Raw genomic sequence first — 22,807 nt, 5'->3', positions numbered from 1 at the left:
CGCGAGTACGCGCCCCCAACCCCGAGAGCCCGACCCGCATGCAGCTTCCAGGTCACCGTTCGAACCCCTGCGCGCCGCAGGTGCCCGCCGGCATCATCGCGGCATTCCGGGACGTCGCCGTCGCGGTCGTGTCGGACAACATGAACCGTCTGCATGGGACGCGCAGCCTTCGCCCGATCCACGGGTCCGGGCGGCTGCTCGGCACCGCCGTCACGGTGAAGACGCGGCCCGGCGACAACTACGCCCTACACAAGTCCTACGATCTGCTGCGGGAAGGGGACGTCCTGGTCGCCGATGGCGGCGGCGACCTCAACCAGGCACTCGTCGGTGAGATCATGCTGCGGCGGGCGAAGATGCAGGGCATAGCGGGTTTCGTCGTGGACGGGGCCGTGCGCGATGTTGGCGCCTTCGTAAGCGCCGGGTTCCCATGCTTCGCCCGCGGCGTGACGCATCGCGGGCCGTACAAGTTCGGCCCCGGGGAGATCAACGTCCCGGTCGCGATCGACGGCATGGTGGTCATGCCGGGCGACATGATCATCGGCGACGAGGACGGCGTGATCGCCTTCCCGCCGGAAGCCGCTGAGGAGCTTCTCTCCCGCGTCCAGGCACAGGAGGAACGCGAGGCGAAAGCCCTGGCGGCGATCGCCGAGAACCGCTTCGACAACTCCTATATCGGCATCGCGTCCGAGAAGCCCTGAGCCTTCCGCTCAGAGGGTCAGCAGCGCATAGGGGCAGCCGTTCGGCTTCGGGATCTGCTGCGCGACGTTGTAGACCGGGATGCCGCCGGGCGTCTTGCCCTCGTAGGCGCCGCGATGGGCGTGGCCGTGCACGACCGCCTTCACGGGGAAGCGGTCGATCGTCTCCGCGAGTCGCGAGGACCCGAGAAAAGGGAAGATCTCGAGCGGCTCTCCGGCGATCGTCTCCACGATCGGCGCGTAATGCAGCACAACCATCGCGCGCTCGGTCTTCACCTGCCGCATGGCGTTCTCGAGCCGCATCGCTTCGCTGACGCTCTCGGCCACCATCGCCTTGATGGCCGGCTCGCCGAAGGAGCCGAGCATGGCGCGGCCGAACCCGCCGGCAAACCCCTTCACGCCGACGAACCCGACGCCGCCGACTTCCGTCCATTGCCCGTCGAGGAGCCGGACGCCCGCCTGCTGCAGGATGCGGCTGACCTCCTCGACGCACCCACATTCGTAGTCGTGGTTGCCGAGGACGGCGACGACCGGGATCGTGCAGGCCCGCAGGTCCTCCGCCAGGAGTTCCGCCTCGGCGGGCTTGCCGAGGTCGGTCAGGTCGCCCGCGATGACGAGGACGTCGGCCTCGCGCGAGATCTCGCCGAAGATCGCCTTGTAGCTGGCCGTGCCGTCCGTCTTGACGTGGAGGTCGCCGATCGCCGCGACCTTCAAGGGTTGCGCGTCCTCAGCCATTGCGCGCCCCCGCCGGACCAGCGTCAGTCATTGCGCCACTCCCCCTCCCCGCCGACATCGGCATAGCCCCATTCCTTCACGTCGATCTCGTAATCGATGCGCGAATACATCCGGCCGCGGCAGACCTTCATCTGGGGTGTGGGCAGCTGGCGCTGCTTATCGAGGCGCTCGAGCAGTTCGTCCATGAGCCAGGCCGGGATGCGGTCCCGCTCGGCCGGGTAGATCCAGCGGAAATTGAGCAGGTGGACGAGCAGGACTTCCCAGTGAAGCTCCATGTAGCCGAGGAGCCTCTGCCAATCGATCTGGTCGTGCGCACGCAGGATCACATGGGCGATGTCGGCGCCGTCGTAGCGGTGGCGGAGCTGGATGAAGCATTTCGACCAGATGAGCTCGGTCGGGCCGATGATGCGTACCTGCGAGCCGAAGATCTCGATCGTGCGGGCATGTTCCAGCCACGCGTCGCCGACCGGCATGGTCCCGTTGGACGAGGCGAAGATCACGTCGAAGAAGTGGCGGCCCTTGAAGACCTTGCCGAGCCAGCGCTCGTCCTCGATCTCGACCGCGTAGCCCAGGTCCTTGAAGTGCGCGAGGATGCGCGGGTAGTCGCCTGCCTTGCAGAAGACGTCGAGGTCCTTCGTCTCGCGCGTGATGCCCGTATAGGCGCTGACCGCGTAGGTCCCGGCGAGCAGGTAGGGGATGCCGAGATCGGCCAGCTCCCGGATCGCCTCCACGTAGAAGGCCTCGGCCTCCGGGTTCTTCAGGGTCGGCGAGGCTTTCGGTTCGAAAGCGGGCTCCGCCGAGACAGCGTCCTGAGCAATCAAGGGAGATCCCACATCTGCATAGCCTGCTTCAAACAGGGAGCCTGTAGGCTGGTTCCCCGAAAGACCGGCTCCCGTCCCGCTTGACAGCGGGGCGCGGCTCACCCACCGCGGCCCGATGCTGAAGAAGATCCTGTCGGTCGGCGGCTGGACGCTGGTCTCCCGCGCCACCGGCTTCGTCCGCGACGTGGTCATGGCCGCCATCATGGGCGCCGGCCCGATCGCGGACGCCTTCGTGGTCGCCTTCAAGCTGCCCAACCACTTCCGGGCGATCTTCGGCGAGGGCGCCTTCAACGCCGCCTTCGTGCCGACCTACGGGCGGGTCTACGAGACCGAGGGCGCGAGCCGGGCGGCGGCCTTCGCCAGCCGCATCTTCACGCTGATGCTCATCGTCCAGGCGGTGCTGCTGGTCGCGGCGCTGCTCGCGATGCCGGCCTTCGTGTCGGTGCTCGCCCCGGGCCTGAAGCCGGACGTGTTCCAGCTGGCCGTGGAGCTGACGCGGATCACGTTCCCCTACCTGCTGCTCATCACGCTCGTGACCGTGATCTCGGCCGTGCTGAACGCCCGCGACCGCTTCTGGGCAGCGGCTGCCGCGCCGATCCTGCTCAACCTGTCGATGATCGCGACGCTCGCGGCTGCCTATCTGTTCCCGACGGCCGCGCACGCAGCAGCAGCGGGCGTTCTCATCTCGGGCGTCCTCCAGCTTGGCCTCGTCTGGTGGAACGCCAGCCGGGCCGGCATCGCGCCGCGGCTGACGAGGAAGCTGCGCGACCCCGAGATGGGCGGCTTCTTCAAGCGGCTCGGCCCGGCCGTCATCGGCTCGGCCGGGATCCAGATCGCGATGTTCGCCGACACCATCATCGGCTCGTTCCTGCCGACCGGCGCGCTGTCGTCGCTGTATTATGCCGACCGCCTCTACCAGCTGCCGCTCGGCGTCGTCGGGATCGCGGCCGGGACAGTGCTGCTGCCGACCATGAGTCGCCTGATCGCGGCCGGCAACACCTCCGGCGCGCACGCCGCGCAAAACCGCGCGGTCGGCTTCACGCTGGCGCTCGCCGCCCCCTGCGCCGTCGCGTTCCTGGTCCTGCCCGACCTCATCATGACGGCCCTGTTCCAGCGCGGCGCCTTCGATGCGGCCGCGGCCGCGCGGGCGGGCGACGTGCTCGCCGCCTATGCGGTCGGGCTGCCGGCGGCCGTCATCGTCCGCTCCGCCACGGCGAGCTTCTATTCGCGCGGGGACACCATGACGCCGCTCTGGGCCTCGCTCGCGGGCTACGGCGTCAACATCGCGCTCAAGTTCGTCCTGATCGGCCCGTTCGGTGTTGCGGGCCTCGCGCTCGCGACCTCCGTCGGGGCCTGGATCAATGTCGGCCTGCTCTGGTTCCTCGCCGTCCGCCGGGACCTCGCGGCCCCCTCGCCCGCCCTCATGAAGACGCTCGCCGCGATCACGGTCGGCTGCGTCGCCCTGGCCGCGCTCGCGATCTTCGGCCGGGCGCCGCTCGCGGCTGAGCTCGCGGCGCTCGGCTGGCTGCGCGATCTCGCAACCCTCGCGGGGCTGGGCCTCGCCGGCCTCGTCCTCTACGGGGCCGTCCTGGCCCTCTGCCTCAGGCTCCTCGGCGTGCGGCTGCGGCGCGCCTGAGGCTCAGGCCGATGCGCCGTCGTGGGCGAAGGCCCAGTAGAGCTCGCGCGCCTTGCGGGCGACCGGCCCGGGCTGCAGGTCCCGGTCGTCGATCCGGATGACGGGCGTCGTCTTGGCGAAGTTCCCGCTCGTGAAGATCTCGTCGGCAGCCTGGAAGTCCTCGTAGCGGAGCGTGGTCTCGACCACCTCCATCCCGGCCTGCCGCAGGAGCTTGATCATGCGCTGGCGCGTGATGCCGTTCAGGAAGGTTCCGTTCGTCATCGGGGTCATCACCACCCCGTCCTTGACCATGAAGACGTTGGAGGTGGTCGTCTCGGCCACGTTGCCGAGCATGTCGCGCACGAGCGCGTTGTCGAAGCCGCGGCTCTTCGCGTCCCGCAACGCCCGCGCATTGTTCGGGTAGAGGCAGCCGGCCTTCGAATCCGTCGGCATCGTCTCGAGGGTCGGGCGGCGGAACGGCGAGAGGGTGACGCTCATCCCGGCACGCGCGGGCGGCAGCGGCTCCACATAGAGGCAGAGGCAGAAGCGCGTCGTCTCGGGGTCGGGCAGGATCGCGCCGGGGCCGTCGCCCTCGGCCCAGTACATCGGCCGTACATAGAGCTGCGGATCGGCGCCGAACTTCTTGGCGCCCTCGCGCGTCAGCGCGACCACCTCGTCCGGCGCCACGAAGGGCTTGAGCCCGAGCGCCACCGCCGAGCGGTTCAGCCGCTCCGCATGGAGCTTCATGTCGGGCATGACGCCCTCGAAGAAGCGCGCGCCATCGAAGACCGAGGAGCCGAGCCAGAAGGCGTGCGAACGCGGGCCCGTCAGGCCGGGATTGCCGTCGACCCAGCGTCCGTCGACGAAGGTCCAGGTCTCGGAAGTCATGGTGGAGGTGCTCCGCTGTTTTGGCCCCCTACCAGCGCCCGGCACCCTCCCCCGTCAATGCCGGGAGGATGAAACTTCGTGATGCGTCCCCGGCGATCGACGGAATGGGTCAGCGGCCCGAGATGCGGCTCCGGCCCGCATCCATGCGGTAGATCAGGTGGAGAGGCCCGATATCGGTCTCGGTCCGGGATTCGACCGTGACCCGGGCACCGGTCCCGAATTCCCTTGGCAGATCGCCCCGACGCTCGGGCGTGTTCTTCGCGCCCACCGTATAGTCCGTGACGACGCGCCCGCTGATGCGGACGCAGGTCCGGCTGCCCGGCACCTCGACGTAACCGGGCCCGTAATGAGGGCACGTCCGGGCGACCTCCGGGACCACCCAGGGCTCGAAGGCATCGGCCGATTCCGCCGTGAAGAGCAGGGCTGCGGCGAGCACCGCCCCGCCGGCCCGGAGGAGCGTTGAACGATCGCGACGGTCAGTCACGCCGCCCCGCCCCGCTGCCGACCCTCACGCTCATATAGGCCCGAGCCGGTCCATAGGCTGTGTCCGTCCGCGCATCGATGGAAACGCGGGCGCTCGTCCCGAAGCCGGATATCTGCTCGCGCGAGACGCGCCGCGGCGCACCGACCGTCGTCTCCGCCCTCACGCGTCCGCCGAGCCTGACGCAGGTCGTTGTTCCCGGCAATTGGACGAAGCCGGGCCCATGCTGCGGGCAAGCCCGCGCCACTTCGGGCACGGCCCAGGGCTCGCCGGCGAGGCCTGGAGCGGCGCACGACGCGGCAAAGAGGAGCGAAGTGATCGCGAGGCGCATTGAGGCAGGCTAGCCTAGACAGCGCCTGTCGTCACGCTCGCCAGAGGCGCGTGTCGAAGCCGAAGGGCCGGCGCGAAACGATCCGGGCGCGCCCCGCCTCGGGATGGGCCGGGTTCAGGAGGAGGTTCCGGCATTCCGGAATGATGGCGGACGGTACGTCCAGGACGGCCGTGCGCCCCTCGGTGATCCACGCCGTCCCGAAGGCGGCAGGCTCGGCGGGAAAGTCCGCGGCGCGCTCGGCCGGGATGTCTCCCAGGTCGATCTCCAGGAGAACGTAGTCCTCGGGCAGGAGGTCGGGCGGCAGGTCCAGATGCACCCTGACCTCGAGCGCGGCCAGGGCTGCGTTGTCGGCCGTGTAGACGAGCGCGCGGCCAGGCCGGTTCCAGCGCCCCCCGTTGAGCCGCGCGCCCTCTCCGCCGAGGTCGGCGAAAGGCTCGCGGCAGATCCGCCACGATCTCATCGAGCTGAAACTAGGCGGCGAGGCCGTGGTCGATCCGGCTGAGGAGGCGCTCGACCTCCCGCGTGCCCTCGCTGGTGTCGAGAAGCGCGAGCGGGGTCTCGCCGGCGAGCGCCTCGGTCGGGCGGCGTAGCCAGCGCGCGGCCTTGGCTTCCGTGCCGAAGGTCTCCTCCGCGGCCGCGATGACGCGCATCACCCGTGCGAGGCGGTCGGATTGCTCGGCCGTCAACGTGCCGATCTTGCGCCGATGGCTCAGCGTCTTTCGGGGGATGATGGTCTGGTCGATCTCGGCGGCCGTGAGCCGCCCCGTCTGGACCAGCCGGTCCACGGTCTGGACCGGAAACCCGCGGCGCGTCGCCTCGACGACACCGCGCCAGTCATTCGCCCGGTCGCTCGGGAAATCCTCGATGAGAGCGTAGAGGGCCGCTCGCGCCATGACCTGCTCCGGCGATATGCACGAAAGATAGGTGCATATCGCCAAAGGTTCAAGCGCGGGTCAGGAGGCGAGCGCCCCGAGGATGCGGGCCCAGCTGCGCGCGCCCTTGTGGAAGCTCGACAGGTCGTACTTCTCGTTCGGCGAATGCACGCGGTCGTCGTCGAGGCCGAAGCCGACCAGGAGCGTGTCGAGTCCAAGCGTCCGCTTGAAGTCGCCGACGATCGGGATCGAGCCGCCGGACCCGATCGCGACGGGCTCCTTGCCCCACTCGGCCGCGAGCGCAGCCTTCGCCTTGATGAGCGCGGGCATGTCGTAGGGCAGCTGGATGGCCTTGGCGGCCGAATGGTCGAGGATCTCGACGCTGCAATCGGCCGGGATGCGCTCGCGCACGAAGGCCTCGAAGGCAGCGGCGATCTTCTGCGGGTCCTGCTCGCCGACGAGCCGGAAGGAAATCTTGGCGCTCGCCTGCGCGGCGATGACGGTCTTCGAGCCCTCGCCCGTATAGCCGCCGACGATGCCGTTCGCGTCGCAGGTCGGCCGCGACTGGATCTGCTCGATCACCATGCGGCCCTTCTCGCCGGCCGGGACCGACAGCCCGACCTGGCCGAGGAAGGTTTCCGCCGTGAGGCCGAGCCCCTCCCACTGCTTGAGAAGCTCCGGCGGGGTCTCCGGCACGCCGTCATAGAAGCCCGGCAGCGTCACCCGTCCATCCGCGTCGTGCAGGTCGGCGACGATCTTCGACACGACATGGATCGGGTTGCGGGCCGCGCCGCCGAACATGCCCGAATGCAGGTCGCGGTCGGCCGCCTTCACGATGATCTCGCGATAGACGAGGCCGCGCAGGGCCGTGGTGATCGACGGCGTGTCGCGGTCCCACATGCCGGTATCGCAGACGAGGGCGAAATCGGCCTTGAGCTCGTCCTTGTTGGCCGCCAGCCACTCGGGAAGGCCCTTCGAGCCGTTCTCCTCGGCGCCCTCGATCAGCACGGTCACGCCGACGGGCAGTTCCCCATCGGTCGCGATCCAGGCGCGGCAGGCCTCGATGAAGGTCATCACCTGGCCCTTGTCGTCGCAGGCCCCGCGCGCCCGGATGACCTTTCGGCCGGGCTCCAGCTCGGCGAGCTGCGGCTCGAAGGGCGGCGTCTCCCAGAGCTCCAGGGGGTCGACGGGCTGAACGTCGTAGTGGCCGTAGAAGAGGACGTGCGGCGCGCCCGGCTTCGGCTTGTGCCCCACGACCACGGGATGGAGCGAGGTCTCGCTCAGATGCGCCTTGAAGCCGAGCGCCTCGAGCTCGCCGCGCACCCACTCGGCCGCCTTGCGGCACTCGCCCTTGTAGGCGGGATCGGTCGAGATCGACTGGATCTTCAGCCAGTCGAAGAGCCGGCTCAGCGCATTGTCGAGGTCGGTGTCGATGTCCCCGAGAACCCGGTCGATCATGTGAGCTCCATCACGGTCGCCTTGGGCTAGACCCGATCGGCGCGGCTGCCAAGCCCGTCCCGGCGCCGGCCTGCGGCACGATCTGCGCACGAGAATTGCAACGGCCACCGGCGTAGCCCGTCAGGGAGGATCCGGTCTTGGCATTTCGCAATATTGGGAAAGCATTTCGGTTCGCGGCTGCAGCCCTCGGCGTCGCGGTCGCCCTCCCCGGTGTGGCCCGGGCGGCCGACAAGGAGGTGACCTTCGCGCACCAGGACATGGTCGTGCCCTTCCGGGCGCTGATCGATTCCGGGGAGCTGGAGAAGAAGACCGGCTACAAGATCAACTGGCGCAAGTTCGGGGGCGGCGGCGATGTCGTCCGGGCGATGGCCTCGGGGAACGTCCAGATCGGCGAGGCGGGATCGAGCCCGATCGCGACGGCCGCCACGCAGGGGCTCGACGTCGTTCTGTTCTGGATCCTCGACGACATCGCCGATGCGGAGCAGTTGGTCGCCCGCAACGGCAGCGGCGCCGAGAAGGTCGCCGATCTGAAGGGCAAGACGGTCGCGGTCCCCTTCGTCTCCACGGCCCATTACCAGCTGATGTTCGCCCTGTCCGAGGCCGGGCTCGGCGCGAAGGACCTGAAAATCCTCAACATGCGTCCGCCGGAGATCGCGGCCGCCTGGGAGCGCGGCGACGTCGACGCGACCTTCATCTGGGACCCCGTCCTCACCAAGGTAAAGGCGAACGGCAAGGTCCTGACCTCGGCGGGCGAGATCTCGAAGAAGGGCAAGGCGACCTTCGACGGCATCATCGTCGACCGCAAATGGGCGGAGGCGAACAAGCCCTTCATGGTCGAGCTCGTGCGCATGATCGCGGCCAAGGATGCCGAGTACAAGGCGAAGAAGGACGCCTGGTTGGGGACCTCACCCGAGGTGAAGGCCGTCGCCAAGATCAGCGGCTCGGCGCCGGAAGACGTGCCGGCGAGCCTTGCCGCCTATGCCTTCCCGACCCTCGAGGAGCAGGCTTCCGCGGCCTGGCTCGGCGGCGGCGCGGCCAAGGCGCTCGCCTCGACCGCCGAGTTCCTGAAGGAGCAGGGCCGCGTCCAGTCCGTCCCTTCGGACTTCACGAAGTTCGTCACGAAGGAATACGTCGAGGCCGCCCTGAAATGATGCACCAGGCGCGCCCTCCGGCGCTCGGTATGGGCTGATGCTCGAGATCAGGGACGTCAGCGTTCATTTCGGCGGCGGCGAGAGCGGCATCGTGGCGCTCTCGCGGGTGAATCTGACGATCAGGCCGGGAGAGTTCATCGTCGCCCTCGGCGAGTCCGGCTGCGGCAAGACCACGCTCCTGTCCGCCATCGCCGGCTTCCTCGAGCCGACCGAGGGCGAGATCCTGCTCGACGGGCACCCGATCGTGGGGCCGGGCGCCGATCGCGGCGTCGTCTTCCAGCGGCATGCCCTGATGCCGTGGCTGGACGTCGCCGAGAACGTTGCCTTCGCGCTGAAGATGCGCGGGGTGCCGCGGGCCGAGCGCCGCCGTGTCGCGACCGAGATGCTGGGCCTCGTCGGGCTGTCCGACTTCGCCGGCAAGAAGATCTACGAATTGTCCGGCGGGATGCAGCAGCGCGTCGGCATCGCGCGGGCGCTTGCGAGCGATCCGCGCGCCCTCCTCATGGACGAGCCGTTCGGGGCGCTCGACGCCTTCACCCGGGAGCAGGTCCAGGAGCTCGTGCTCGAGGTCTGGCAGCGCACCGGCAAGATGGCCTTCTTCATCACGCACGACGTGGAGGAAGCGGTGTTCCTCGCCACCAAGCTGGTCGTGATGAGCCCCCGGCCCGGCCCCATCGTGGAGACGATCGACCTGCCCTTCTCGCGCGCCTTCCTGGAGGGCCGGGATGCGCGGCGGGTGAAGTCCGATCCGGCCTTCATCGCCATGCGCGAACGCGTCCTCGCGCTCGTGCATCGGCGGAGACCCGCCGGCCAGGAGGCCTCGTAGATGGACGCTTCTCCGGCCGCCGCGGCGCGGCCTTCCCCGCCGGCCCGCCCGGCCGAAGGGCGGGCCAGGATGTCGAGGCCAAGGCCGGCCGCGCGGCATGGCGGCTCGACAATCGTCGTGAGCGCCGCGACGGTGCTCGCCCTGTTCCTCGCCTGGACGCTCGCGACGCATCTCGGCGCGGTCAAGCCGCTCTTCCTGCCGCGGCCGGAGGCGATCGTCGCTGCCTTCCGGCAGGCCTGGGGCGGCGAGCTCGACGGGGCGCCCCTCACCGTCCACATGGCCGACAGCCTGATGCGGGTGATCGGGGCCTTCGCCCTCGCGGCGCTGCTCGGCATCCCGGCCGGGCTCGCGATGGGCATGAGCCGGATCGCGCGGGGCGTCCTCGACCCCATCATCGAGTTCTACCGGCCGCTGCCGCCGCTCGCCTACCTGCCACTGATGATCATCTGGTTCGGGATCGGCGAGACCTCGAAGATCCTGCTGATCTTCCTCGCCTGCTTCGCGCCCGTCGCGCTCGCGACCCGGTCCGGCGTGCTCTCCGCCTCTAAGGACCAGGTCAATGCGGCCCTCTCCATGGGCGCGAGCCGCTGGCAGGTGGTGCGCTACGTGGTGCTGCCGGCCGCGCTCCCCGAAATCCTGATCGGGCTGCGCATCGGCATGGGGGTGGGCTGGACGACGCTCGTCGCGGCCGAGATGGTCGCGGCGACGGCAGGCCTCGGTCAGCTCGTCCTCAACGCCTCCAACTTCCTGCGCACCGACCTCGTGATCATGGGCATCCTCCTGATCGGCACCTTCGCGGCCATGTTCGAGCTCGGCATGCGGGTGCTCGAGCGGGTACTGGTGCCCTGGAAGGGCAAGGTCTGAGGATCCGCCCGCCCAGCGGGACAGGCGAGCGCGCCCATAGCGGAGCTTTTGGCAGCCCGAGACCCGCTCTTCCGTAACCAGGTGGGCTACGGTGCTCCGTCCAGCAATCGGCGGGCGCGAGCGAGCGCGGCGTCGCAGCCCTTGGCGTCGCCCTTGCCGTCCGCCGTCCTCGCCTCGTCGAGCGCAACCTGCGCCTGTTGCGCACGATCCCCGCCCTCGCCCGCCTGGGCGGCCTGGGCGGGCGTCGACTCGCGACGGTCGGGTGACGGGGCCACGCCCGCCTCGCCCTCCCCCTCGCGACGGGCAGCCACGATCTTGCTCCCCGTCGAGGCGGCGATCGACTCGCGTGCCTCGGTCCGGACCTTTCCGGCCAGCTCCGCGATCGCGTCCGAGCAGGGCGATCCGAGCGCAGGCAGACCGGTGAGCGCCACTGCGAGGACGGCCGACGGCACGGCCCAGACGTCACGTCTCATGCACCACCTCCCGTGGGCTCGATGGGCGCCTCTCAGGCGCCCAGCCGCCCTCGGATTGGCAACTGCCGGACACGCCGCCCGGTTGCAGCGAAGACCGCGTTGGCGATCGCCGGCGCGACCGGCGGCACCCCAGGCTCGCCTACCCCGCCGAGCGGACCGTCATAGGCGCCGGACGGGAGAAGGTGCACGCGCACGACCTTCGGGGCCGCGTCGATCCTGGTGATCTCGTAGGAATCGAAGTTGCCCTGCTGCACGCGGCCGTTCTGGAACGTGATCTCGGAGGTGAGCGCGAGGCCCATCCCCATCACGACCGCGCCCTCCATCTGCGAACGGATGCGTTCCGGATTGACCTGCGGCCCGCAATCGACGGCGATGTCGACCGCGCGGACCTTCACCTCGTTCTCGGGGCTGACCTCCACCTCGCAGGCAACGGCCGTGTAGGTCACGAAGCTGTAATGGCCGGCGACGCCGAGCCCGCGCCGCGCCTCCAGCTTGCGGCCCCAGCCTGCGCCGGAGGCCGCCGCCTCGATCACCCGGCGCAGCCGGCCGGTATCGATCGGATAGAGGCTGGGATCCTCGCCGTGGTTCCACACGTCACCCAGCGTCGTCGGATCGATCCGGCGGGCCGGACCGATCAGCTCGAGGAGGTAGTCCTTCGGATCACGCCCGGCCGCATGCGCGAGTTCGGCCACGAAGGACTGGATCGCGAAGGCATGCGGGATGTTGGACACCGAGCGGAACCAGCCGATCCGCGTGTGGGCCGGAGCCTCCGGGTTCTCCAGCCGGACGTTCGGCACCGCGAAGGGCATGTTGACGAAGCCCATCCCGAGCTCGAAGGGCAGCTCGTGCTTCGGGTCCGGCGCGAAAATCGAGCCGATCGTCGGCGCCGCGCTGCGGTGGAGCCAGGCGACCGGCATGCCCTTCTCGTCGAGCCCGGCCTCGAGCCGCTCCACCGAGATCGTGTGGTAGTAGCTGTGCCGGAGGTCGTCCTCCCGCGTCCAGAGCAGCCGGACGGGAGCGCCGCCGGCCTCCTGGCTGCACAGGGCAGCCTCGACCACGTAATCGGGCTTCGACTTGCGCCCGAACCCGCCGCCGAGGAGCGTGACGTTCACGCGGACCTTGTCCGAGGCAAGCCCGAGCCGCTTCGCCAGGCGATCATGCGTCGCCTGCGGGGCCTGCGTGCAGGTCCAGGCCTCGCAGAACCCGTCCTTCACCTGCACGACGGCCGAGGGCGTCTCCATCGGCGCCTGGGTCAGGTGCGGGACGAAGTACTCGGCCGTGACCTTCGTCTTGGCCTTGGCCATCGCGGCGTCGACATCGCCCTGGTTGCGGACGACCTTGCCTGGTGCGCGCACCGCCTTTTCCAGCTCGGCCCGGTAGGCGCCCGTGTCGTAGCTGGCGTTCGGGCCGTCGTCCCAGGTGACCTTGAGCGCGTCCCGCGCCTTCATGGCCGCCCAGGTGTTCCGCGCGACGACGGCGACGCCGCCGAGCGGCATGAACTCGGACGGGATCGGGGTCGGGTCGATCGTGAAGATCTTGACCACGCCGGGCACCTTCCGGGCCTCGGCATCGTCGAGGCTCGCGACCTTGCCGCCGTAGACGGGCGGCCGCGCGACGACCGCGTAGAGCATGCCGTCGAGCTTGTGATCGAGCCCGTAGATCGCCTTGCCGGTCGTGATGTCGCGGTTGTCGATCAGGCCGATCTCGCCCTTGCCGATGTAGCGGAAGGCCTCCGGCTTCTTCAGCACCACGCTCTCGCGCGCCGGAACCGGCAGCGCGGCCGCCGCCGCCGCGAGTTCGCCATAGCCGGCCGAGCGGCCGGACCGCAGATGCGTCACGCGGTGGTTCTCGGCCACGAGCTCGCTCGCGGGCACGTCCCACTGCTTCGCGGCCGCCTGCACGAGCATGGCCCGGGCGGCCGCCCCGACGTGGCGGAAGTGCTGGAAGAAGTGGCGCAGCGAGCGCGAGCCGTCGGTATCCTGGTTGCCGTAGCGGGCCTCGTCGCCCGGGGCCTGCGCGACCCGGACGCGTGCCCAGTCCGCGTCGAGCTCGTCCGCTACCACGAGGGCGACCGAGGTCCGCACGCCTTGCCCCATCTCCGAGCGATGGTTGGTGACCGTCACCGTGCCGTCGGGCGCGATGGCGACGAAGATCGTGGGATCGTCGCGCCAGCCGTTCGGCATGCCGTCCGCCCCGAACTTCTGCGGGTCGGCCGCCTGGGCCGGGTTGCGCAGCGAGAGCGCGAGGATGAGCGCGCCCGCGCCGCCGAGGAGCGCCCGGCGACTGACATCGGGGGCGAGCGTCCCGGCGGGCAGCTCGAGATCGGTGTCAATAGGACGGGCAGAGGCCGCTTCGGCCTGGAGTTGCGCAGGATGGATCACAGCCGACCTCCCTCCTTCGAGGAATCTTGCCCGGCCGCGCGATGGATCGCGGCCCGGATGCGCGGATAGGTGCCGCAGCGGCAAAGATTGCCGCTCATCACCTCGTCGATCTGGGCGTCCGTCGGCTTAGGCGTGTCCTTCAGGAGCGAGGCAGCCTGCATGATCTGTCCGGTCTGGCAGAAGCCGCATTGCGCGACGTTCAGGTCGCGCCAGGCGACCTGGACCGGGTGGTTCCCGTCCGGCGAGAGCGCCTCGATGGTCACCACCTCCTGGTCCTCGACGGCGGCCATCGGCGTGATGCACGCGCGCACGGCCGTCCCGCCGAGATGCACCGTGCAGGCCCCGCAAAGGGCGGCCCCGCAGCCGAACTTCGTGCCCGTGAGGCCGAGCTCGTCCCGGACATACCAGAGCAACGGCATGTCGGGATCGCCGTCGAAGCTGCGCTGCTCCCCATTCACAGTCAGTCGGATCATGGACGGAGCCTCCACTCGCATGCTCCCGCACCCTGCGGGACCTGCCGCGCTGATCTCGTCCGATCTGGTCCGGGCGGCGCGGCTGAGCCCAGCCGGCGCTCGATCCTTTGATCGGACCAATGAAAAACTACGCCCCGGAATCCGGCCCTGACAAGCTGAGCGTTGCGCAGGGCTGCACGGCGCGCGTTGCGGTTGCGCTGGCAGCTCTCGCCGCCAGGACTGGACGCGCCGGCGCCGGGCCGTTCTTGACCTCACGAATATGTTGATATCAACTATACACGGCAGAACATAGGAAACGCCCGATGACAGACGCCCTTCCCAACGACGCAGCCCAGGCCATGACGCCCCTCAAGGGCGGCATCGTGCCCTATCTCATGCTGGAGAATGCGGCGGGTGCCATCGACTTCTACAAGCGCGCCTTCGGGGCGCAGGAGGTCGGCCAACGAGCGAACATGGAAGACGGCCGGATCATGAACGCGCGCGTGGACCTGAACGGCGCCTCCCTCATGCTCATGGATCCCATGCCGGAGCACGGCTACCCGGCCGTGCCGCCGCAGGCCTTCAACCTGCACCTGCATGTCGACAGCGCCGACCGGGTCTTCGACCAGGCGGTCGCGGCCGGCTGCACCGTGCTGATGCCGGTCAGCCTGCAATTCTGGGGCGACCGCTATGGGATGGTGAAGGATCCGTTCGGCGTCTCCTGGGGCATCGGTTCCACGCCGACGCCGGAGGAGAGGGCCACCATGACGGTCAACATGACAGGCTGCGGGGGCGCTCCGGCCTGACCTGGCGTCCCTGGGCGGGAGACCGAGGCTATACGGCATTCGGTCTCCACGCCTCCCCCGGCGAGAGCGGCAATCAGGCGGCGAGCCGTTGCGGGACGACCGTCCGGACCAGTTCGAGAGCCCCATCGATTCCGGCACGCCGCGCCTCGTCTCCGAGGGCGAGCCCTTCCGCGATCACGAATTCCGGATCCGTGATCCCCACGAAGGCGAGTATCCCGCGCAGATACGTCTCCGCATGTTCGAGAGACGCCGCCGGGCCGCCATCGCTGTAGATGCCGCCGCGGGCGAGCGCGACAATGACGCGCTTGCCGCCAGCCAGGCCTTCGGCCCCCTGCGCCGTGTAGCGGAACGTCCTGCCCGCCACGAGGATGCGGTCGATCCAGGCCTTGAGCTGGCTCGGGATGGTGAAATTGTACATGGCGGCGCCTATCACGACGACATCGGCGCGCAGGAACTCCTCGAGCACCGCCTGGGCCTGCCCGCTGGCGAATGCATCCAGCGTGAGGTGTGGCAGCGGCTCGGCCGCAAGATCGCGATAGGTGGTCTGGATTCCGCCGCCGGAGGCCTGCAGCCGGCTCACGATCGCCGCCGAAAGGGTCCGGCTCGCGGAGGCGTCGCCCTGGATGCTCGAATCGATATGAAGAAGGTTCAAGGTCATATCCCAGTCTGGATTTGTGACCTGCACCAGCTATGAGACCTGGATCGCGCCGCCAAGAACGCATTTTTCTAGGACCAGGTCACATGAATCTGCCTGCCAACCCGGCCCTGCACGGCGATTGCCGCAGGGTCAGCGAAATCCTGAGCCGCGTCGGCGACAAGTGGACGGTGCTCATCGTGATGGTGCTGCGCGAGGGACCGCGACGCTTCAACGACATCAAGCGCACTGTCGGGGGCATCTCGCAGCAGATGCTGACCCGGACGCTGAAGAGCCTCGAGCGGGACGGGATGGTGCTCCGCACCGTCCACCCGACCGTCCCGCCGCAGGTGGAATACGAGCTGACGGCGCTCGGCCATTCCCTGTCGGAGCCGGTGATCGCTCTCGGAGCATGGGCCCATCGCCACATCGCCGAAATCGACGGGCACCGCGCCCGATACGATGGCGCCGGCAAGAAGCGGGCGTAGCGCCCGCTACCGCTTCTTGTCCCCTCCCCCGAGGAGGTCGGACATCTCGCCCGCGAAGTCGGAGGAGCCGGTGCGGGGCACGCCGGAGGAGCCCACCGCGCGGGTCCGCCGGCCGCGGCTGCTGCCGCTATTCGAGATCGCGTCGCCGATCGCGCCCCCGATGATGCCGCCGAGGGAGTTGCGGAGGATCTTCGCGCCCTCGCGGGCGATCTGGGTGGATGCCGAGCGGGCGAAGCTCTGGGCGGCCGAGCGGATGACGAGTTCGGTGAGCGACATCGACTGGCGCCCGCCGCCTTTGGCCTTGCCGCCGGTCGGGGCCGCGCCTCCCCCGCTCCGCCCAACCGGGATACCCGAGGAACTGAGCGTCTCCGTCAGCCTGTCGAGGATGCCGCCGAGCCCGCCGGATTCGGTCGTCGCCTCTGCGGTCCCCTCCGGCATGTCCCGGCGCTTGACCAGCATCTCGTAGGCGCTCTCGCGGTCCAGCGGCTGGTCGTACTTGCCCCTAAGCGGGCTCGCCGCGATCACGGCGGCGCGCTCCTCCGGCGTCAGCGGCCCGACGCGGGCCGCCGGCGGCGCGATCAGCGCCCGGTCGACCATCCCCGGCACGCCGCCTTCCTCGAGCAGCGAGACCAGGGCCTCCCCGACTGCGAGTTCCATGATGGCCTTGCCCGTGTCGAGCCCGGGGCGCTGCCGGAAGGTCTCGGCCGCCGCGCGCACCGCCTTCTGGTCCCGCGGCGTGAACGCGCGCAGCGCGTGCTGCACCTTGTTGCCGAGCTGGCCCAGCACCTCCTCCGGCACGTCGAGCGGGTTCTGCGTGACGAAATAGACGCCCACCCCCTTCGACCGGATGAGCCGGACGACCTGCTGCACCGCGTCCAGCAGGGGCTTCGGCGCGTCGTTGAAGAGAAGGTGCGCCTCGTCGAAGAAGAAGACGAGCTTGGGCTTGGGCTGGTCGCCCACCTCGGGCAGGCTCTCGAACAGCTCCGACAGCATCCACACGAGGAAGGTCGCGTAGAGCCGCGGCTTGGCCATCAGCTTGTCGGCCGCAAGGATATTCACGATCCCGCGCCCGTCCCGATCGGTGCGGATGAAGTCGTGCAGGTCGAGTGCGGGCTCGCCCAGGAACTGGTCGGCGCCCTGGTTCTCCAGCATCAGGAGCTGGCGCTGGATCGCGGCGAGCGAGGTCTTGGCGACGTTGCCGTATTTGGCGCCGATCTCGGCGGCATTGTCCCCGACGAACTGGAGCAGCGCGCGCAGATCCTTCATGTCGAGGATCGGCCACCCGTTGTCGTCCGCCACCTTGAAGGCGACGTTGAGCACGCCTTCCTGCGTGTCGTTCAGCTCCAGGAGCCGCGCCAGGAGGAGCGGACCCATCTCGCTGACGGTTGCCCGGATCGGGTGGCCCTGTTCGCCGAACACGTCCCAGAACACGACCGGAAAGCGGTCCGGCTGGTAGGGGATCCCGATCTCGGCCGCGCGCTTGACGAAGGCCTCCTTGCCCTGTCCGGGCGCCGCGATTCCCGAGAGGTCGCCCTTGATGTCGGCGGCGAAGACCGACACGCCCGCATTGGACAATCCCTCCGCGAGAACCTGGAGGGTCACCGTCTTGCCCGTGCCGGTCGCGCCCGCGACCAGCCCATGCCGATTGGCGAGCCTCAGCAGCAGGTATTCGAGGTGATCGCTCTTGCCGACCAGGATGCGGTCCGTCGGCGACGCTGTCTCGGCCATGTGGGGTCTCGAAGGTTGCGGCGATGCCCGGGCTGTCATACGCAATCCGGCATCCGCCCGCTACAGACGGGGCTGCCCGGCCGGGCGCGTCCCTTTCGACATCATGAGGAGCTGTCCATGGAAGCGCTGATCGCCCGTATCACGGAGGCGACCGGCCTCGGAGCCGACGTGGTCGAGAAGGCCGTCGGCCTGATCCTGGCGTTCCTGGAGAAGGAGGGGCCGCAGGACGAGGTGAACAAGCTGTTCGACGCCCTCCCCGGCTCGCGCGAGGCGGTGGCGACGGCAGGCGATGGCGGCCCCGGCGGGATGATGGGCGGCCTGATGGGCATGATGCCCGGCGGCGGCGGCGTGATGGCGCTCGGCACCAAGCTGATGGCCGCCGGCGTCCCGATGGCGCAGATGCAGCCCTTCGCGCGCGAACTCTTCGCCTATGGCCGCGAGAATGCCGGCGAGGACACGATGGGGGCGATCGTCGGCGCCATTCCCGGTCTGTCGCAGTTTCTCTGACCACCAGGATAATTCCGTGAGCGTTGCCCGGCAGCTCGTCCACAGGACGGGCACGATGGCGCTCGGCCAACGCGTCCTCGTGATGGGCATCGTGAACGTCACGCCGGATTCGTTCTCGGACGGGGGCGTGCACCTCGCGGCGGCGGATGCGGTCGAGGCGGCGCACAGGATGGCCACGGAGGGCGCCGATATCCTCGACATCGGGGGCGAATCCACCCGTCCCGGTCATTCAGTCATCTCGGTGGACGAGGAATGGGCCCGGCTGGCGCCCGTCTTCGACCAGTTGGAGCGGACCGACTCGAACCTGCCGCCGGTCTCGATCGATACCTGGAAGGCCGAAGTCGCACGACGGGCGCTCACACGCGGCGCGGTCATCGTCAACGACGTCTGGGGCTTTCAGCGCGACCCTGGGATCGCGGCCGTCACGGCCGAGAGCGGCGCGGCCGCGATCCTCATGCACAACCGCGACGCGATCGACACGAGCATCGACATCGTGGACGACATTCTGCGCTTCCTGGAGCGCTCGCTCGACATCGCGCGCCGCGCCGGGGTGACCGACGACCGCATCGTCCTCGATCCCGGCATCGGCTTCGGGAAAAGCTTCTCGCAATCCTTCCAGACGCTCGCCGCTCTGCCCCGGCTGAAGGCGCTCGGTTTCCCGGTTCTCCTCGGCCTCTCGCGCAAGGGCTTCATCGGCAGCCTCGCCGACCCCGCGACGCCGGCCGCCGAGCGACTCGGCGGCACCGTCGCGGGCAACGTCTATGGCGCGCTCGCCGGAGCCGATATCATCCGCGTCCATGACGTGGCCCCGCATGTGCAGGCCCTGCGCATGCTGGCCAGGATCGAGGCCGCCGCGTGACCGACCGCATCCTCGTCAGGGACCTCCAGGTCGTCGCGCGCCACGGCGTGCTGCGCGAGGAGGCGACGCTCGGCCAGCGCTTCGTGCTGGACATCACGGCCGAGCTGGACCTCCGGCGCGCCGGGCGGACGGACGACGTAGCGGATACGATCTCCTATGCCGACCTGATCCGAGTCGCCGTCGCGACGCTGACCGAGCGGCGGTTCTACCTCCTCGAGGCGGCAGCCGAAGCCGTGGCGGACGACCTGCTGAGCACGTTCCCGAAGCTCGACAGCGTGGCGCTGGAGCTGCGCAAGCCGGGCGCGCCGATCGACGCCATCTTCGGACATGTCGCGGTCGCGATCCATCGCAGCCGGCGGCCCGACGATGGCTGAGATCCTGCTGGCCTTCGGCGGCAATCTTGGCGACCCGGCGGCGACCATCCGCCGGGCTCTCGCCCGCCTCGGCCAGGAGGGCGTCCGGATCCGGCAGGTTTCCAGCCTCTACCGCACCCCGCCCTGGGGGCCCGTGGAGCAACCCGACTTCGTGAATGCCTGCGCGACCGCCGAGACGGACCTGAAGCCCGCCGAACTCCTCGGCGTCACGCAATCGCTCGAGCGGGAGTTGGGCCGCGTCCCGGGCGAGCGCTGGGGCCCTCGGGCGCTCGACATCGACATCCTGGACTATGCCGGGAAGCAGATCGAGGAGCCCGGCCTGACATTGCCGCATCCGCGGCTGACCGAGCGTGCCTTCGTGCTGGTGCCCCTGGCCGAGATCGCGGCCCACCGTGCAGTCGCCGGGCGCACCATCCGAGAGTGGGCGGCCGGGATAGACCCGGCCGGGATCGTGAGGCTCGATCCCGACGCGCGCTCATTCCCTCGTTAGGACGTATACTTCACCGTGCAGCCATAGGGCCGTGAGGTGGTGACGGAGACCGGCTTCCCTTCCGAGACCTCGGTCAGGGCCGCGTCGACGAAGTTCTTGGCGGTCTTGAGATCCTCGATCTTCGCGGAGGGCTTGTCGTCGATGCCGCCCATATAGGCGAGCGTGCCGTCGCCCTTCACGACATACATGTGCGGCGTGACCTGCGCGCCGAAGATGCGGCCGAGATCGCCCTTGGGGTCGAGCAGCACGGCCGTGGGCACGGCGCCGCGTTCAGCCGTGAGCTTGTTGGCGGTCGGCCCGTCGGCATAGCCCTGCTCGCCGGGCGGCGAGGAGATGACCGACAGCCAGACCACGCCCTTGTCGGTCCATTTCTTCTGCAGGGCCTGCATGGCCTGCCCGCCATAATGCTTCTTCACGAAGGGGCAGCCGTCGTTCGTCCATTCGAGCACGACCGTCTTGCCCTTGAAGTCGCCAAGCGACACGGGCTTGCCGTTGGAATCCGTGGCCGTGAAGTTCGGCGCGGGCGCCCCGACCTTCGGCCCGGACTGGGCATTGGCGCCGGACGAGAGCGCGCCCGCGGCAAAGAGGGCGGCCGCGAACACGGCCCGTCTTGTGGTCGTCATATGGCTCACTCCTTCGTGGTTGGATTTTGAACATCCGCGCGCTTGGACGGCGCCGAAGCGCCGAGGCTCTCGATCACGGTCGCCTGCGTGAGGATCTGCGGGAGCACGACCGGTTCTCCGGCCGGCGGGTAGAAGACGTAGAGCGGCACGCCGCTCCGGCCATGCGCCTCGAGAAGGCGCGTGATCTCCGGATTCCGGTTCGTCCAGTCACCCTTCAGGTACACGACCTGCCGCGACCGGAACGCGTCCTGCACGGCCTCGGTCGAGAGCGCCGTACGCTCGTTGACCAGGCAGGTGATGCACCAGGCGGCCGTCATGTTGACGAAGACCGGTCGCCCCTCCGCGCGAAGCTGGTCCAGCCTCGCCTGGGTGAAGGGCTGCCAAGCCTCGCCGGCTGCTGCCGTCGATGCGGTCGCGGCGACCGCCTCGCCCACCCGGTCGCGATCGATCGCGACGCCGAGCCCGACCAGGATGAGGATCGCGGCCAACGCCCCGCCCTGCCACGCCCGACGGCTCCAGCCCTCCCGCAGCGAGCCGAGCCGCAGGGCCCAGGCCGCAAATCCGACCGCCACGAGCCCGATCAGGGCGGCGAACAGCCCGGTCGGCCCGACCTCCTGCGAGAGCACGAAGAGGAGCCAGGCGACCGTGGCGTAGATCGGAAACGCCAGAAACTGCTTCAGCGTCTCCATCCAGCGGCCGGGCCGTGGCAGGTGCCGGGCGAGCCCCGGCCAGAACGTGAGGAGCAGGAACGGCAGGGCGAGGCCGAGCCCGAGCGCGGCGAAGACTGCCAGGGCAACCGGCGCCGGCGCCGTCATGGCGAAGCCGATCGCCGTGCCCATGAAGGGCGCCGTGCAGGGTGTCGCGACGATCGTCGCGAGGATTCCCGTCAGGAACGAGCCCGGGAGGCCGGTGCGATTGTCGAGCCGCTGCCCGAAGCCGGCGAGCGAGGTGCCGAGTTCGACCACGCCCGAGAGGCTGAGCCCCATCGCGAAGAGCAGGAAGGCGAGCGCCGTCACGACCGCGGGCGATTGCAGCTGGAAGCCCCAGCCGACCTCGGCGCCGCCGGCCCTGACCGCGAGCAGGATCCCGGCGAGCAGGAGGAAGCTCGCCACCACCCCGGCCGTGTAGGCGAGCCCGTTCAGGCGAACCAGGGTCGGACCGTAGCCCGAATGCTTCACGAGGCTCAGCACCTTGATGGAGAGCACCGGGAAGACGCAGGGCATCAGGTTGAGGATGATGCCGCCCAGAAAGGCGAGCAGCGCCGCCTGGGCGATTCCGGCGAGCGAGATGTCGGCGGGTTGCCGCGTCCCGCCGCCCGGCCCTGCGGCCGTCGAGGGCGCGACCGCAGCCGCGCCGGGAGCAGGCGCCTTCGCCGGCGCCCCGATCTCGACCGCATGGCGGGTAACGCCGGTCTCCAAGGCCTCCTCGACGACGAGCACGCCCCCGAGCGGAGCGGGCTCGCCCTGCGATAGGCTGCTGCGCTTGATCTCGAGCGTGAAGCCATCGGCCTTGGCGGCAAGGACCTGCGGGGCCGCATGCTCGACCGAGGTCTCGTCGAAGGGGAAGAGATAGGCCGAGCGGATGCTGTCCGGCTTCAAGCCCGGCACATCCACGACGAAGCGGAACGTGTCGCCCCCGGCCTCCGTCTTCGCCGTCCAGGGCGACGGCGTCGGAAGCTTTGCGCGCGCCGCATCGAACAGGGCCTTGTCGGCCGGTTCCGGCTTGCCGTCCTCGCTTGCGCTGGCGACGGGCAGGAGGATGGACAGGCTCGCCTCGCCCGGAATGCATTCCCGCTCGCAGACGAGGTAGCTCACGTCCGCCTTGAGGGTGATCGGTCCGCCCGGCGACAGGTTCGCCGGAGGCGTGATCTCGGTCAGGAGGACCGTTTCGCCCTCGTATCCGTAATTCACCAGATGGCTGACCGGGATGCGGTCCGGCACCGGCCATTGGATCGGGCCGGCCGTGGCGCCGTCCGGCAGGGTCCACTTGATTTCGGTCGCAAGGCCCGAATCACCGGGATTGCGCCAGTAGGTGTGCCAATGCGGCGCCATCGTCAGCTTGACGCCGACCGTGAAGGGCTCGCCCGGCTTGACGGCCGATGGCTCGGCAAGGAGCTCCGCCTTGACCAGGTCCTCGCCGCGCGGAGCCGCCTGCGCCGCCCCCACGGCAGCCCCGAGGGAGAGCACCAGGAAGGCGGCGCTCAACAATCGTCTCATCGTTGCTCGCTCAAGATCCGATGAAGCCCGCTGGCAGAT

26 protein-coding genes are annotated in these 22,807 nt (G+C 69.5%); 11 read left to right on the top strand and 15 right to left on the bottom strand.

Features of this window, described 5'->3' with window-relative positions; genetic code table 11:
- Nucleotides 1-38 precede the first annotated feature (38 nt).
- Nucleotides 39-698, top strand: a complete 660-nt coding sequence (locus ACO2SS_RS20080) for an RraA family protein (RefSeq protein ID WP_423279552.1) — start codon at nt 39-41, stop codon at nt 696-698.
- A gap of 9 nt (nt 699-707) precedes the next feature.
- Here ACO2SS_RS20080 and ACO2SS_RS20075 read toward each other — a convergent pair whose 3' ends face one another.
- A complete protein-coding gene (locus tag ACO2SS_RS20075; protein WP_423279551.1) occupies nt 708-1,430 on the bottom strand; it encodes a metallophosphoesterase family protein in 723 nt (240 codons plus the stop codon).
- A gap of 23 nt (nt 1,431-1,453) precedes the next feature.
- Nucleotides 1,454-2,251 carry a nucleotidyltransferase family protein gene (locus ACO2SS_RS20070; protein WP_423279550.1) on the bottom strand — a complete coding sequence of 266 codons (798 nt, stop codon included), beginning with the start codon at nt 2,249-2,251 and terminating at the stop codon, nt 1,454-1,456.
- A gap of 115 nt (nt 2,252-2,366) precedes the next feature.
- On the opposite strand from ACO2SS_RS20070, the gene murJ reads away from it, so the two are divergent.
- On the top strand, nt 2,367-3,887 hold the full coding sequence (gene murJ / locus ACO2SS_RS20065) for a murein biosynthesis integral membrane protein MurJ (RefSeq protein ID WP_423279549.1): 1,521 nt from the start codon (nt 2,367-2,369) through the stop codon (nt 3,885-3,887).
- Between the two features lie 3 nt (nt 3,888-3,890).
- On the opposite strand, the gene ACO2SS_RS20060 is transcribed toward murJ, so the two are convergent.
- The 6 genes from ACO2SS_RS20060 to ACO2SS_RS20035 all read right to left on the bottom strand — a co-directional run bounded on the left by ACO2SS_RS20060 (nt 3,891) and on the right by ACO2SS_RS20035 (nt 7,896).
- Nucleotides 3,891-4,754, bottom strand: a complete 864-nt coding sequence (locus tag ACO2SS_RS20060) for a branched-chain amino acid aminotransferase (RefSeq protein ID WP_423279548.1) — start codon at nt 4,752-4,754, stop codon at nt 3,891-3,893.
- A gap of 109 nt (nt 4,755-4,863) precedes the next feature.
- Nucleotides 4,864-5,238 carry a porin gene (locus ACO2SS_RS20055; protein ID WP_423279547.1) on the bottom strand — a complete coding sequence of 125 codons (375 nt, stop codon included), beginning with the start codon at nt 5,236-5,238 and terminating at the stop codon, nt 4,864-4,866.
- Nucleotides 5,231-5,566 carry a porin gene (locus ACO2SS_RS20050; protein WP_423279546.1) on the bottom strand — a complete coding sequence of 112 codons (336 nt, stop codon included), beginning with the start codon at nt 5,564-5,566 and terminating at the stop codon, nt 5,231-5,233. Before ACO2SS_RS20050 ends, ACO2SS_RS20055 begins: the two co-directional genes overlap by 8 nt.
- A 31-nt stretch (nt 5,567-5,597) precedes the next feature.
- The gene (locus ACO2SS_RS20045) at nt 5,598-6,026 is read right to left on the bottom strand and encodes an RES family NAD+ phosphorylase (RefSeq protein ID WP_423279545.1); all 429 of its coding nucleotides are present in this window, start codon (nt 6,024-6,026) and stop codon (nt 5,598-5,600) included.
- Between the two features lie 10 nt (nt 6,027-6,036).
- Entirely contained in the window at nt 6,037-6,459 is a 423-nt protein-coding gene (parS, locus tag ACO2SS_RS20040) for a type II toxin-antitoxin system Xre/ParS family antitoxin (protein ID WP_423279544.1), read from the bottom strand.
- 60 nt (nt 6,460-6,519) lie between these two features.
- Complete coding sequence (locus tag ACO2SS_RS20035) at nt 6,520-7,896, bottom strand: M20/M25/M40 family metallo-hydrolase (RefSeq protein WP_423279543.1); 1,377 nt, start codon at nt 7,894-7,896, stop codon at nt 6,520-6,522.
- Between the two features lie 137 nt (nt 7,897-8,033).
- Between ACO2SS_RS20035 and tauA the strand changes: the two genes are divergently transcribed.
- The 3 genes from tauA (at nt 8,034) to ACO2SS_RS20020 (ending at nt 10,737) form a co-directional block, all read left to right on the top strand.
- Nucleotides 8,034-9,047, top strand: a complete 1,014-nt coding sequence (gene tauA / locus ACO2SS_RS20030; RefSeq protein WP_423279542.1) for a taurine ABC transporter substrate-binding protein — start codon at nt 8,034-8,036, stop codon at nt 9,045-9,047.
- Nucleotides 9,048-9,084: 37 nt separating this feature from the next.
- Nucleotides 9,085-9,873, top strand: a complete 789-nt coding sequence (locus tag ACO2SS_RS20025; protein WP_423279541.1) for a taurine ABC transporter ATP-binding protein — start codon at nt 9,085-9,087, stop codon at nt 9,871-9,873.
- A gap of 69 nt (nt 9,874-9,942) precedes the next feature.
- Nucleotides 9,943-10,737, top strand: a complete 795-nt coding sequence (locus ACO2SS_RS20020) for an ABC transporter permease subunit (protein WP_423279540.1) — start codon at nt 9,943-9,945, stop codon at nt 10,735-10,737.
- A gap of 86 nt (nt 10,738-10,823) precedes the next feature.
- Here the strand turns inward: ACO2SS_RS20020 and ACO2SS_RS20015 are convergent, their stop codons facing one another.
- From ACO2SS_RS20015 to ACO2SS_RS20005, 3 genes are read right to left on the bottom strand one after another with little or no spacing between them, the layout of a single operon-like run.
- Nucleotides 10,824-11,210, bottom strand: a complete 387-nt coding sequence (locus ACO2SS_RS20015; RefSeq protein WP_423279539.1) for a hypothetical protein — start codon at nt 11,208-11,210, stop codon at nt 10,824-10,826.
- 32 nt (nt 11,211-11,242) lie between these two features.
- Entirely contained in the window at nt 11,243-13,591 is a 2,349-nt protein-coding gene (locus ACO2SS_RS20010) for a molybdopterin cofactor-binding domain-containing protein (protein WP_423279538.1), read from the bottom strand.
- Nucleotides 13,588-14,064 (bottom strand): (2Fe-2S)-binding protein, encoded by a 477-nt coding sequence (locus ACO2SS_RS20005; protein ID WP_423279537.1) that lies wholly within the window; start codon nt 14,062-14,064, stop codon nt 13,588-13,590. The genes ACO2SS_RS20010 and ACO2SS_RS20005 overlap by 4 nt, the downstream gene beginning before the upstream one ends.
- Nucleotides 14,065-14,366: 302 nt before the next feature.
- Here ACO2SS_RS20005 and ACO2SS_RS20000 point away from each other — a divergent pair, with 302 nt between their 5' ends.
- The gene (locus tag ACO2SS_RS20000) at nt 14,367-14,849 is read left to right on the top strand and encodes a VOC family protein (protein WP_423279536.1); all 483 of its coding nucleotides are present in this window, start codon (nt 14,367-14,369) and stop codon (nt 14,847-14,849) included.
- A gap of 73 nt (nt 14,850-14,922) precedes the next feature.
- Here ACO2SS_RS20000 and ACO2SS_RS19995 read toward each other — a convergent pair whose 3' ends face one another.
- Nucleotides 14,923-15,501 (bottom strand): FMN-dependent NADH-azoreductase, encoded by a 579-nt coding sequence (locus tag ACO2SS_RS19995; protein WP_423279535.1) that lies wholly within the window; start codon nt 15,499-15,501, stop codon nt 14,923-14,925.
- Between the two features lie 89 nt (nt 15,502-15,590).
- On the opposite strand from ACO2SS_RS19995, the gene ACO2SS_RS19990 reads away from it, so the two are divergent.
- Nucleotides 15,591-15,971, top strand: a complete 381-nt coding sequence (locus ACO2SS_RS19990; RefSeq protein ID WP_423279534.1) for a winged helix-turn-helix transcriptional regulator — start codon at nt 15,591-15,593, stop codon at nt 15,969-15,971.
- A gap of 6 nt (nt 15,972-15,977) precedes the next feature.
- On the opposite strand, the gene ACO2SS_RS19985 is transcribed toward ACO2SS_RS19990, so the two are convergent.
- On the bottom strand, nt 15,978-17,699 hold the full coding sequence (locus ACO2SS_RS19985; RefSeq protein WP_423279533.1) for a helicase HerA-like domain-containing protein: 1,722 nt from the start codon (nt 17,697-17,699) through the stop codon (nt 15,978-15,980).
- Nucleotides 17,700-17,816: 117 nt separating this feature from the next.
- Between ACO2SS_RS19985 and ACO2SS_RS19980 the strand changes: the two genes are divergently transcribed.
- Genes ACO2SS_RS19980 through folK form a run of 4 tightly spaced genes read left to right on the top strand, consistent with a single transcriptional unit; the run spans nt 17,817 to nt 19,929 of the window.
- Nucleotides 17,817-18,206, top strand: coding sequence for a DUF2267 domain-containing protein (locus ACO2SS_RS19980; RefSeq protein WP_423279532.1), 390 nt, complete (start codon nt 17,817-17,819; stop codon nt 18,204-18,206).
- 55 nt (nt 18,207-18,261) lie between these two features.
- Nucleotides 18,262-19,065 carry a dihydropteroate synthase gene (gene folP / locus ACO2SS_RS19975; protein WP_423279576.1) on the top strand — a complete coding sequence of 268 codons (804 nt, stop codon included), beginning with the start codon at nt 18,262-18,264 and terminating at the stop codon, nt 19,063-19,065.
- Nucleotides 19,062-19,439: a dihydroneopterin aldolase gene (folB, locus tag ACO2SS_RS19970; RefSeq protein WP_423279531.1), complete on the top strand. Its 378-nt coding sequence runs from the start codon at nt 19,062-19,064 to the stop codon at nt 19,437-19,439. Before folP ends, folB begins: the two co-directional genes overlap by 4 nt.
- Nucleotides 19,432-19,929 (top strand): 2-amino-4-hydroxy-6-hydroxymethyldihydropteridine diphosphokinase, encoded by a 498-nt coding sequence (gene folK / locus ACO2SS_RS19965; protein ID WP_423279530.1) that lies wholly within the window; start codon nt 19,432-19,434, stop codon nt 19,927-19,929. The genes folB and folK overlap by 8 nt, the downstream gene beginning before the upstream one ends.
- On the opposite strand, the gene ACO2SS_RS19960 is transcribed toward folK, so the two are convergent.
- Both ACO2SS_RS19960 and ACO2SS_RS19955 read right to left on the bottom strand, forming a co-directional pair.
- The gene (locus ACO2SS_RS19960; protein ID WP_423279529.1) at nt 19,926-20,552 is read right to left on the bottom strand and encodes a thioredoxin family protein; all 627 of its coding nucleotides are present in this window, start codon (nt 20,550-20,552) and stop codon (nt 19,926-19,928) included. The two genes, folK and ACO2SS_RS19960, sit on opposite strands and share 4 nt — an antisense overlap.
- A 5-nt stretch (nt 20,553-20,557) precedes the next feature.
- Nucleotides 20,558-22,768, bottom strand: a complete 2,211-nt coding sequence (locus ACO2SS_RS19955) for a protein-disulfide reductase DsbD family protein (RefSeq protein ID WP_423279528.1) — start codon at nt 22,766-22,768, stop codon at nt 20,558-20,560.
- Nucleotides 22,769-22,807: the final 39 nt, after the last annotated feature.

The organism is Enterovirga sp. CN4-39 (genome assembly GCF_049446235.1).
Classification (GTDB): Bacteria; Pseudomonadota; Alphaproteobacteria; order Rhizobiales; family Beijerinckiaceae; genus Enterovirga.
This window is presented reverse-complemented; position numbering and strand designations above follow the sequence as displayed.

Excerpts from the sequence above, each read along its gene's own strand:
- ACO2SS_RS20080 (WP_423279552.1), top strand. The coding sequence starts at position 39 with ATGCAGCTTCCAGGTCACCGTTCGAACCCCTGCGCGCCGCAGGTGCCC.
- ACO2SS_RS20075 (WP_423279551.1), bottom strand. The coding sequence starts at position 1,430 with ATGGCTGAGGACGCGCAACCCTTGAAGGTCGCGGCGATCGGCGACCTC.
- murJ (WP_423279549.1), top strand. The coding sequence starts at position 2,367 with ATGCTGAAGAAGATCCTGTCGGTCGGCGGCTGGACGCTGGTCTCCCGC.
- ACO2SS_RS20060 (WP_423279548.1), bottom strand. The coding sequence starts at position 4,754 with ATGACTTCCGAGACCTGGACCTTCGTCGACGGACGCTGGGTCGACGGC.
- ACO2SS_RS20050 (WP_423279546.1), bottom strand. The coding sequence starts at position 5,566 with ATGCGCCTCGCGATCACTTCGCTCCTCTTTGCCGCGTCGTGCGCCGCT.
- ACO2SS_RS20045 (WP_423279545.1), bottom strand. The coding sequence starts at position 6,026 with ATGAGATCGTGGCGGATCTGCCGCGAGCCTTTCGCCGACCTCGGCGGA.
- parS (WP_423279544.1), bottom strand. The coding sequence starts at position 6,459 with ATGGCGCGAGCGGCCCTCTACGCTCTCATCGAGGATTTCCCGAGCGAC.
- ACO2SS_RS20035 (WP_423279543.1), bottom strand. The coding sequence starts at position 7,896 with ATGATCGACCGGGTTCTCGGGGACATCGACACCGACCTCGACAATGCG.
- ACO2SS_RS20025 (WP_423279541.1), top strand. The coding sequence starts at position 9,085 with ATGCTCGAGATCAGGGACGTCAGCGTTCATTTCGGCGGCGGCGAGAGC.
- ACO2SS_RS20020 (WP_423279540.1), top strand. The coding sequence starts at position 9,943 with ATGTCGAGGCCAAGGCCGGCCGCGCGGCATGGCGGCTCGACAATCGTC.
- ACO2SS_RS20015 (WP_423279539.1), bottom strand. The coding sequence starts at position 11,210 with ATGAGACGTGACGTCTGGGCCGTGCCGTCGGCCGTCCTCGCAGTGGCG.
- ACO2SS_RS20005 (WP_423279537.1), bottom strand. The coding sequence starts at position 14,064 with ATGATCCGACTGACTGTGAATGGGGAGCAGCGCAGCTTCGACGGCGAT.
- ACO2SS_RS20000 (WP_423279536.1), top strand. The coding sequence starts at position 14,367 with ATGACAGACGCCCTTCCCAACGACGCAGCCCAGGCCATGACGCCCCTC.
- ACO2SS_RS19990 (WP_423279534.1), top strand. The coding sequence starts at position 15,591 with ATGAATCTGCCTGCCAACCCGGCCCTGCACGGCGATTGCCGCAGGGTC.
- ACO2SS_RS19985 (WP_423279533.1), bottom strand. The coding sequence starts at position 17,699 with ATGGCCGAGACAGCGTCGCCGACGGACCGCATCCTGGTCGGCAAGAGC.
- ACO2SS_RS19980 (WP_423279532.1), top strand. The coding sequence starts at position 17,817 with ATGGAAGCGCTGATCGCCCGTATCACGGAGGCGACCGGCCTCGGAGCC.
- folP (WP_423279576.1), top strand. The coding sequence starts at position 18,262 with ATGGCGCTCGGCCAACGCGTCCTCGTGATGGGCATCGTGAACGTCACG.
- folK (WP_423279530.1), top strand. The coding sequence starts at position 19,432 with ATGGCTGAGATCCTGCTGGCCTTCGGCGGCAATCTTGGCGACCCGGCG.
- ACO2SS_RS19960 (WP_423279529.1), bottom strand. The coding sequence starts at position 20,552 with ATGACGACCACAAGACGGGCCGTGTTCGCGGCCGCCCTCTTTGCCGCG.
- ACO2SS_RS19955 (WP_423279528.1), bottom strand. The coding sequence starts at position 22,768 with ATGAGACGATTGTTGAGCGCCGCCTTCCTGGTGCTCTCCCTCGGGGCT.